Below are 8,602 nucleotides of genomic sequence, written 5' to 3'. Positions count from 1 at the left end.
GTCACTGACCGTGCCCTTCGCGCGCCCCCGCACGCTCGCCGCGGTCACCGCGCTCACCGACCCGGCCGCGCACGCGGGCCGCGCGAGCGTCGAGGCCCGCGTCCCCGGCGGGGGCTGGCGCCGCATCGGGCACCTGTCCCCCTCCGGCTGGACCCAGACCGCGGCCCACGGCCTGCGCGCCGACGCGATCCGGCTCCGCTGGGGCCACGACGACCCGGCGCCCTCGGTGACGTCCCTCACCCCCTGGTTCGACGACACGGCACCGGCCGGCCTGGAGCTCTCCCGCAAGGAGGCGGACGCCGAGCCGGGCGGCACGGTCGACGTCGACGTACGCCTCTTCTCCCGCCGCCCCGCCGACGTCCACGGACGGCTCCGCGTCAAGGCCCCCAAGGGCTTCGCCGTGCACGCCCCGGACCGCCTCACCGCGCCGCGCGGCGGCACCGCGATCGCCCGCGTCCGGCTCACCGTCCCGAAGACGGCCGGATCCGCCACGTACAGGGTCCCGGTCACCTTCGGTGACGAGCGGCAGACCCTGACCGTCCGCACCTTCCCGCCCACCGGCGGCAAGGATCTGGCCCGCGGCGCGGCGGCGGTCTCTTCGGGCGACGAGACCGCCGACTTCCCGGCCTCGGCGGCCACGGACGGCGACCCCAAGACCCGCTGGTCGTCTCCGGCGGAGGACGGCGCCTGGCTCCAGTTCGCGCTGGACCGGCCGATCCGGCTCGGGCGGGTGGTGCTGCACTGGCAGGACGCGTATGCGTCGCGCTACCGCGTGCAGGTGTCCCGTGACGGGCGTACGTGGCGCACGGCGGCGACGGTCCGCGATGGCCGCGGGGGCCGCGAGTCCGTCCGCATGGACGCCCCGCACACGAAGTTCGTCCGCATCCAGGGCGAGAAGCGGGCGACCCGGTACGGGTACTCCCTGTGGGGCGTGGAGGCGTACGCGGTCTCGCCGTAGGGCCGGCTCCCGGTGGCCCGGTGCCGCCACGTCGTGGCTGGTCGCGCAGTTCCCCGCGCCCCTGAGGGGGCGCGGGGAACTGCGCGAGCAACCAGTGCGGTGGGGCAGTCGACCGACAGCCGAGCCCGCTACGGCGGGTAGTCGCAAATCGGCCCGGACCGCTACGCGGAAACCGCGTCGATCCGGGCCATCGCGTCCTCCGCGCCGTACGGCTGCAGATATGGCAGCCAGCGCGGATCCCTATGCCCCGTGCCGATGATCCGCCAGGCGAGGCCCGCCGGCGGCGCGGGCTGATGCCGCAGCCGCCAGCCGATCTCGGCGACGTGCCGGTCGGCCTTCACATGGTTGCACCGGCGACACGCCGCGACCACGTTTTCCCAGGTGTGCTGCCCGCCACGGCTGCGCGGGATCACGTGGTCGACGCTGGTTGCGACGCCACCGCAGTACATGCACCGGCCGCCGTCGCGCGCGAAGAGCGCACGGCGGGTCAGCGGAACGGGGCCCCGAAAGGGCACCCGGACGAAACGCTTGAGACGGACCACACTGGGCGCGGGCATCGCGCGGGTCGCACTGTGCATCAGGGCGCCGGAATCCTCGAGGCTTACGGCCTTCTCATTGAGGACGAGGATGAGCGCGCGGCGGAGCGGTACGACGCCGAGCGGCTCGTACGACGCGTTGAGGACCAGGACATGCGGCACGGGTGCCTCCTTGTACGCCGGCGGCGCGTGGCTCGCGCCGGGACGATCTCCCCACAGTGTCCCCCGGTGCCTGGTCGGAGCGCCACCATGACCAGGTAACGGGTCGGAGGTGTTTTCGACCACACTTCTTTACTGCCCAGCATTTCGGCCGGGGCTACCCGAACGAGGGTGCGGACTGCCCGCGTTGCCCCGTTAGTGTGGTTGGTCTGCCCGATGTGCGGCGCGTGCCGCCCGGGTCTGCTGTCCCACACGGAAGGTCCTTGCTGTGTACTGGTCCGCTTCTCCGGTCGCCGCCGCGGCGCCGGATCCGTCCTCCATATCCGAGGCCACGGAGAAGGCCACCGACGCCGCCGGCTGGGTGCAGGCGAACTGGCAGAGCTGGCTCAGCGCCGGTCTGCGCATCATCCTCATCGTCGCGATCGCGGTGGTCCTGCGGTGGCTGGTGCGCCGCGCGATCACGAAGTTCGTCGCGCGCATGAACCGCTCCACGGTGGCCGCGCGCAACAGCGCGCTCGGCGGTCTGCTGGTGAACGCCGAGCGCCGCCGGCAGCGCTCCGAGGCCATCGGTTCGGTCCTCCGCAGCGTCGCGTCCTTCGTGATTCTCGGCACAGCGGCCCTGACGGTGCTCTCCGTCCTCAACATCAATCTCGCGCCCCTGCTGGCCAGCGCCGGCGTCGCGGGCGTCGCGATCGGCTTCGGCGCCCGCAACCTGGTCACGGACTTCCTCTCCGGCGTCTTCATGATCCTTGAGGACCAGTACGGCGTCGGCGACACCATCGACGCGGGCGTCGCCTCCGGCGAGGTCATCGAGGTGGGCCTGCGGGTCACGAAGCTGCGCGGCGCCGAGGGCGAGATCTGGTACGTACGCAACGGCGAGGTCAAGCGCATCGGGAACCTCAGCCAGGGCTGGGCCACGGCCAGTGTCGACGTCCAGCTCCGCGCGAGCGAGGACCTGGACCAGGTCCGCGAGGTCATCACCCGGGCGGGCGAGGACATGGCCAAGTCCGAGCCGTGGAACGAGCGCCTGTGGGAGCCGGTCGAGGTGCTCGGCCTCAGCGAGGTCTCCCTGGAGACCATGACGATCACCGTCTCCGCCAAGACGATGCCGGGCAAATCCTTCGCCGTCGCACGCGAACTCCGCTGGCGCATCAAGAAGGCCCTGGACGCGGCGGGCATCCGCATCGTCGGCAACCAGCCGGTCCCGGCGGAGGACGAGGAGGCCGCCGACCCGTCGGCCGCGGTGGCCGCCCCCTCGGCCTTCAACAACCCGCTCTCCGCCCAGTCGGTGGCCAGCAACCCGATCACTCCCCCGGCGTCCCAGGGGCCGTCCACCAGCCTGAACAAATAGCCGTAGCGGCGGCGGGGACGCCGGGCTCATTGACTACCCGAACGGGGAAGTTGCCGAGACGGCGTCATCGGGGCCGGAGGCCGCGGCCGACCGCTGGTCGGCGGCCGTCGGCTCCGCGCCGGTCTTGGGGCTGCGGATGAGCGCGAAGCCGGCGATGGCGCCCAGGAGCGCTACACAGGCCCCGACGATGAAGGCTGTGCGCATGCCGGTGGCGAAGGCGTGGTCGGCCGCCGTGTGGAAGGCGTTGCGGATGGGGGCGGGCACAGAGGCTGCCGTGCCGTTGATGTTGCCGGTGGCTACTTCTGTGGCCAGCGCACTCAGGTTGTGGTGCAGGCCGTGGAGGCTGCCGGCCTGGGAGGCCAGGTCGTGGGAGACGGCCGCGGCCAGGACCGCGCCGATGCCGCCGAAGCCGGCGGTCATGCCGACGATGCGCATGGTGGAGTTGATGCCGGAGGCCATGCCGGATCGGGCGGCGGGCACGATGCTGATGGCGACGTTGCTCATCTCGCCGTTGATGAGTCCGGTCCCCAGGCCACTGATCAGGCCGCCGATGGCGTAGTTGGTCCAGTCGCTGTGCAGCGGGGCGAAGGCCAGGAGAGTCGCGCCGACGGCGACCAGGAGCTGGCCGATGCCCAGCAGAGTGCGCGAGGAGATGCGGTTGGCCAGGCGCGCTCCGAGGGGGCCGGCGCCGAACAGGGGGATGGCGAAGGGCAGCATGGCCATGCCGGCCTGCAGCGGGCTGTAGTCCAGTACGCCTTGGAAGTAGAGCGGCGTGTACAGGAACAGGCCCCAGAAGGCGACGGACAGTACCAAGGGGGCCAGGCTGGCGCCGAGGAAGCTGCGGTTCGTGAAAAGGCGCAGGTCGATCAGCGGGTAGGGCTGTCGCAGCTCCACGGGGATGAAGGCGATGACGAGGACTGCCGCCGTGGCCAGGGTGGTGATGATGGTGGGGCTGCTCCAGCCGGTCTGCGGGGCTGTGACGATGGAGTAGACCACGAGCAGCACCGCACTGCTGAAGAGCACCAGGCCCTTGATGTCCAGGCGGGTGGCGTGCGGGTCCTTGGACTCCCGGGTGCGCAGCAGCCCCAGGATGAGCATGGCGATGCCGAACGGCGCATTGAGCAGGAACGCCCAGCGCCAGCCGCCCAGGTCCACGGCGAGTCCGCCGATGAAGGGGCCCAGGGACGCCCCCAGCCCGGAGGCGACACCGAAGACGGCGAAGGCACGGACCCGGCGGGGGCCGGTGAATTCCCGCACCAACAGGGCGAGGGAGGAACTGAACATCCCCGCGGCGCCGACGCCTTGGGCGATCCGTCCGGCGTTGAGCCAGAGCACGGCAGGTGCCAGACCGGCCAGCAGCGAGGCGGCGGTAAAGACGGCCAGTCCGGACAGGAACACCTTCCGGCGTCCGAAGAGGTCCGCGAGTCCGCCACCGGCCATCAGCAATGCGGCGAACGCCATGGTGTACCCGTTGATCACCCACTGCTGGTCGCTGAAACTCACAGAGAAATCGCGGTGGATGTCGCGCAGGGCGACCGAGGCGACGGTGTAGTCCAGGGGCAGGAGAAAGGTCGTCACGCTGCTGACGATCAGCGTGCCTACCGCATGGCTCATACGCGGTTCGGAGGCGACGGGGCTCGGGGCAGGGGGCAGGGCCGGAGTCGGGGTCATGCACGTCCTAGATCGGCTTCGGGGCGCATCGCGGGCGCGAGCGCGAATACTTACCGGAGCGACCCTGGCAGCCGGCCGTACCCGAGGTCTGGCAGCTATCGGACCAGCACACCTGCCGGAAGGAAGTCACCCGGCCAGGCTCGTAGGCCGACGCCGCGGTGCCTCTCGCGCAGACGTAAGGAGCCGGGAGCCGTCGGCGGGCAGGTTCCACAGCTGCATGAGCGCGTAGGAGCGCCAGGGGCGCCAGTCCTCGGCGCGGCGCATGGCTGCCGGTACGGGATCGGTCGTCTCCCCCAGGCTCCGCAACGCCCGGATGGTCGCCGGAGCCTGGGGAAGGAACACATCGGGGTCCTTGAGCGCCCGCATGACGAGGTAACCCGCCGATTGTCCGGTCAGGCCGGCCCGGATCAGCCTGCGCTCGGTGTCCGTCCGGTCGCCGCCGTCGCTGAGTGTCAGGTCGCCGGCAGCCAAGTCGGTGGCGACCTTGCGCAGCAGGTGGGCCGCAGGGGGCGGGAGCAGGTCGGCCGGCGGCGCCTCGGCCACGGCTTCGGCCGTGGGGAAGAGATGGGTCACCGCGCCCATCGGGGACACCAGCGGCCGGCCGAGACGGCGCGTGAGCGCGGCCGCGGCCGACCGGGCTCGGCGCCCGGGGAGCGCCTGCCGCAGAACGGCGCGCAGCAGGAGTTCCTCGGGGTCGGCCGCGCCCGGTACGCGTAGCCCCGGATGGCCGGCGACGAGAGGTGCCATGAGCGGCTCATCGGCCAGGATTTCTGTGACCGCCAGTGGATCGGCGTCCAGGTCCAGCAAGTGGCGGCACCGGTGGATGGCGGTGGCCAGGTCCCGTATGTCCTCCAGCCTGAACCGCGCCTCGACACAGCCGGGTTGTGGGGCGAGAGCGACGGCGCCCGCGCCGTGTGGCAGCCGCAGGCTCCTGCGATAGGTGCCGCTCTCGACCTCCTCGACGCCCGGGACCGCGCGTACGGCGAGGAAGCGCAACAGAGCCCGCCCATCGAAAGGTTCGCGGACCGCGAGGCGTACCGCGATGGTTCCGGCGGCCTGAGCAGTGGGCAAGCCCGCCGCGTCCCTCAGAGCGCTGGGGGTGCGGTCGAAGACGGCCGCCATGGTGGCGTTGAACTGGCGGACACTGGAGAACCCCGCGGCCATCGCCACATCGGTGATCCGCAGCCCGGTCGTCTCCAGGAGGATGCGGGCGGTCTGCGCCCGCTGGGCGCGGGCGAGGGTCTGTGGGCCGACGCCGACCTCGGCGATGAGCAGGCGGTGCAGGTGACGTGTGGTGTACCCCAGCCGTGTGGCCAGCCCGCCGACTCCTTCACGATCACAGACGCCGTCCGCGATCAGGCGCATGGCACGGCCCACCGTATCGGCCCGCAGGTTCCACTCGGGCGATCCGGGGCTGGCGTCCGGGTTGCACCGCTTGCACGCGCGGTATCCGGCCTCTTGGGCCGCCGCCGCGCTCCGGTAGAAGCGAACGTTCTTCCGCTTGGGACAGCCCGGGCAGCTGGGACGGCAATAGATGCCGGTGGTGACAACGGCGGAGTAGAACAGCCCGTCGAAACGAGTGTCCCGGCTCAGCGTGGCACGCCAGCAGCGTTCGAAGTCGAGCACGGTACAGAGAATTCCAGCAGGAAGTGCGCGGTGCTGGCAGCTATCGGACATGCATGGTTCACGAAGCCCCCAGCGCGTCGACGAACGCGACCCACGCGTCGTCGGAGAACACGACCACGGGCCCGCCCGGCCGCGTGCTGTCCCGCACCGGCACGACACCTCCCGGAACGTTGTCAGCGACCTCTACGCAATCCCCGCCCTGCGTGTTGCTGTAGCTGGACTTGCGCCAAGCTGCGGCGTCGAGAACGGGTCGGGATACGAACGTCACGGTAGGTGTCCTCCAGCACGCTCCGAATCAGGCCGGCCGATGCCGCGCACGGCAGGGCCTGGGCCTGCAAGTGGTCGAATGCTAGAGCGTATTCCTTGACCGTTGCAGCCTTCTCGACCAGCTCTCCGGAGTGTGAACTCTCCAGATACGCCATGTCGGGGCCGTTGGGGAAGGAGAGCACGGTGAGCGATCCCCCCAGCATCGGATGCGCACCCTGGTCGAATGGCAGGACCTGCATTGTGACGTGCTCCCACTCATCCATCACGTGCAGCAAGTACTCCAACTGCTCACGCATGACGACCGCTCCTCCTACGCGGCGCCAAAGGACAGCCTCGTCGAGGACGGCCCACAACACCGGGGCGTCCGGCCGCTCCAACAAGGACCGCCGGGCCGTCCTGGCTGTGACCATCTCTTCCAGGTTCTTCCCCACACTGGGGTGAGCCACGGACAGCAATGCCCGTGCATAGGGCTTGGTCTGGAGCAGGCCCGGCACCGTATGCGCCAGGTACTTACGGATTTTGCACGCCTGCGGCTCCAACGCCATGTATCTCCGCACCCAGTCCGGAAACGGCGTCCGTCTCGCGTGTCCCCACAGCTCCTTCAAATCGCCGTCCGCGCCGAGGACCCGGTCCAGCGCTTCGGAGACGTCCTCAGGCGGGGTCTCCCTGCCCAGTTCGAACTGGGCGATGCGGCTGTGCGCGATCGGCACCTGCGCGCCCAGCTCGCGCTGGGTCCACCCCGCCTTCGTGCGCAGCCTGCGCAACTTCGCGCCATACAGCGCCGGCAGGGACTCGGTCGGGTCGAGTTCTTTCGGTAGAACCTCCGAAAGAAGAACCCTGGCCATGCACCACGATGCCGCCCTGGTCCATCGCCGTCCGCCATGCCCGCGTGCCGCGCGACCGCCATATCGAGACCCGCCTTCTGGCGCTCCGTACCCCCGACGCGCTTGCGGAGGCCCCCACTGGCGTACGCATCGAGGTGCATGACGCGTCGTGCGGGCAACCGCGCCCGCTCACGCCCGATTCCCATGCCCCGGGTGGCCGCGGCCTGCTGCTGGTCGCCACCCTCGCCGAGCGATGGGGTGTCAGCGCCCGCCTCGGGCCCGGCAAGGCCGTCTGGGCCGAGCTCCTGAATTGAATCCTGCCCCGGCCATTGACGGGCCCGTGACGGGGACTTACCTTCCTGGAAGTTGATTGGAAAGTTTCCTAACAGATCGGCTTCCGGGCAGGTCGCGGATCGACGAACGGCGGGTGGGTGGGAATGGCGGGGACGCCTCGGGTGCTGCGGGCGATGAACGACCGGGCCGCGCTGGAACTGCTCGTGGCGCACGGGCCGTTGACGCGCACCCGGATCGGGGAGCTGACCGGGCTGTCCAAGCCCACCGCTTCGCAGCTGCTGGGACGGCTGGAGGCGGCCGGGCTGGTGCGGACGACCGGGAACGTGACCGGGCGGCCCGGGCCCAGCGCGCAGCTGTACGAGGTGAATCCGGCGGCGGCGTACGTGGCCGCGCTGTCGGCCGACCCCGGGGGCGTCACCGCCGTGGTCGCGGACATCACCGGTGCGGTGGTGGGGGAACAGCGGGTCGCGGCCGACGCCGTCGTCGCCGAGGGCGCCGGGAGCGTGACCGCGCGGGTGGTGGTCGCGGCCGTGGACGGGGCACTGGAGAAGGCCGGGCTGGGCCGGGGGGAGCTGCACGGGGTCGTCATCGGGACGCCGGGCGCGCTGGACCCGCGTACCGGCGAGCTGCGGTACGCGCCGCACCTGCCCGGCTGGCACTCGCGGTCACTGCTGGGCGAGTTGGGGGACGCGCTGGGCGCGCCCGTCGTCATCGAGAACGACGTCAATCTCGCGGCGCTGGCCGAGCAGCACGACGGGTCGGCGCAGGATCATGATGACTTCGTGCTGGTGTGGGTGGACGAGGGGGTCGGTGCGGCGATCGTGTTGGGGGGCACGTTGCTGCGCGGGGCTACCGGCGGGGCCGGGGAGATCGGGTACATGCCGCTGCCCGGCGCGAGCGCCAGCCCGAACACGTC

9 protein-coding genes are annotated in these 8,602 nt (G+C 71.2%); 4 read left to right on the top strand and 5 right to left on the bottom strand.

The genetic code is table 11. The features are described from left to right. A partial coding sequence (locus ABT381_RS33865) for a discoidin domain-containing protein (RefSeq protein ID WP_351601295.1) occupies window positions 1-958 on the top strand: 958 nt, incomplete at its 5' end. 161 nt (window positions 959-1,119) lie between these two features. Here ABT381_RS33865 and ABT381_RS33860 read toward each other — a convergent pair. Beyond that, on the bottom strand, window positions 1,120-1,656 hold the full coding sequence (locus tag ABT381_RS33860) for an HNH endonuclease (RefSeq protein ID WP_351601292.1): 537 nt from the start codon (window positions 1,654-1,656) through the stop codon (window positions 1,120-1,122). Window positions 1,657-1,921: 265 nt separating this feature from the next. Between ABT381_RS33860 and ABT381_RS33855 the strand changes: the two genes are divergently transcribed. Beyond that, the gene (locus ABT381_RS33855) at window positions 1,922-3,004 is read left to right on the top strand and encodes a mechanosensitive ion channel family protein (protein ID WP_351601289.1); all 1,083 of its coding nucleotides are present in this window, start codon (window positions 1,922-1,924) and stop codon (window positions 3,002-3,004) included. Window positions 3,005-3,037: 33 nt separating this feature from the next. Here ABT381_RS33855 and ABT381_RS33850 read toward each other — a convergent pair whose 3' ends face one another. The 4 genes from ABT381_RS33850 to ABT381_RS33835 form a co-directional block, all read right to left on the bottom strand. Continuing rightward, the gene (locus tag ABT381_RS33850) at window positions 3,038-4,618 is read right to left on the bottom strand and encodes an MFS transporter (protein WP_351601286.1); all 1,581 of its coding nucleotides are present in this window, start codon (window positions 4,616-4,618) and stop codon (window positions 3,038-3,040) included. Between the two features lie 183 nt (window positions 4,619-4,801). Further along, window positions 4,802-6,301: a DNA-3-methyladenine glycosylase 2 family protein gene (locus ABT381_RS33845; protein WP_351601283.1), complete on the bottom strand. Its 1,500-nt coding sequence runs from the start codon at window positions 6,299-6,301 to the stop codon at window positions 4,802-4,804. Between the two features lie 58 nt (window positions 6,302-6,359). Beyond that, window positions 6,360-6,569: a DUF397 domain-containing protein gene (locus tag ABT381_RS33840; RefSeq protein ID WP_351601280.1), complete on the bottom strand. Its 210-nt coding sequence runs from the start codon at window positions 6,567-6,569 to the stop codon at window positions 6,360-6,362. Beyond that, complete coding sequence (locus tag ABT381_RS33835; RefSeq protein ID WP_351601278.1) at window positions 6,475-7,413, bottom strand: helix-turn-helix domain-containing protein; 939 nt, start codon at window positions 7,411-7,413, stop codon at window positions 6,475-6,477. The genes ABT381_RS33840 and ABT381_RS33835 overlap by 95 nt, the downstream gene beginning before the upstream one ends. Window positions 7,414-7,457: 44 nt before the next feature. Here ABT381_RS33835 and ABT381_RS33830 point away from each other — a divergent pair, with 44 nt between their 5' ends. Both ABT381_RS33830 and ABT381_RS33825 read left to right on the top strand, forming a co-directional pair. Continuing rightward, window positions 7,458-7,706 (top strand): ATP-binding protein, encoded by a 249-nt coding sequence (locus tag ABT381_RS33830; RefSeq protein ID WP_351601275.1) that lies wholly within the window; start codon window positions 7,458-7,460, stop codon window positions 7,704-7,706. A gap of 123 nt (window positions 7,707-7,829) precedes the next feature. Further along, on the top strand, window positions 7,830-8,602 hold a 773-nt coding region (locus ABT381_RS33825), incomplete at its 3' end, for an ROK family transcriptional regulator (RefSeq protein ID WP_351601272.1).

It is taken from the genome of Streptomyces sp. NPDC000151 (assembly GCF_040301705.1).
In the GTDB taxonomy this organism is placed as follows: domain Bacteria; phylum Actinomycetota; class Actinomycetes; order Streptomycetales; family Streptomycetaceae; genus Streptomyces.
This window is presented reverse-complemented; position numbering and strand designations above follow the sequence as displayed.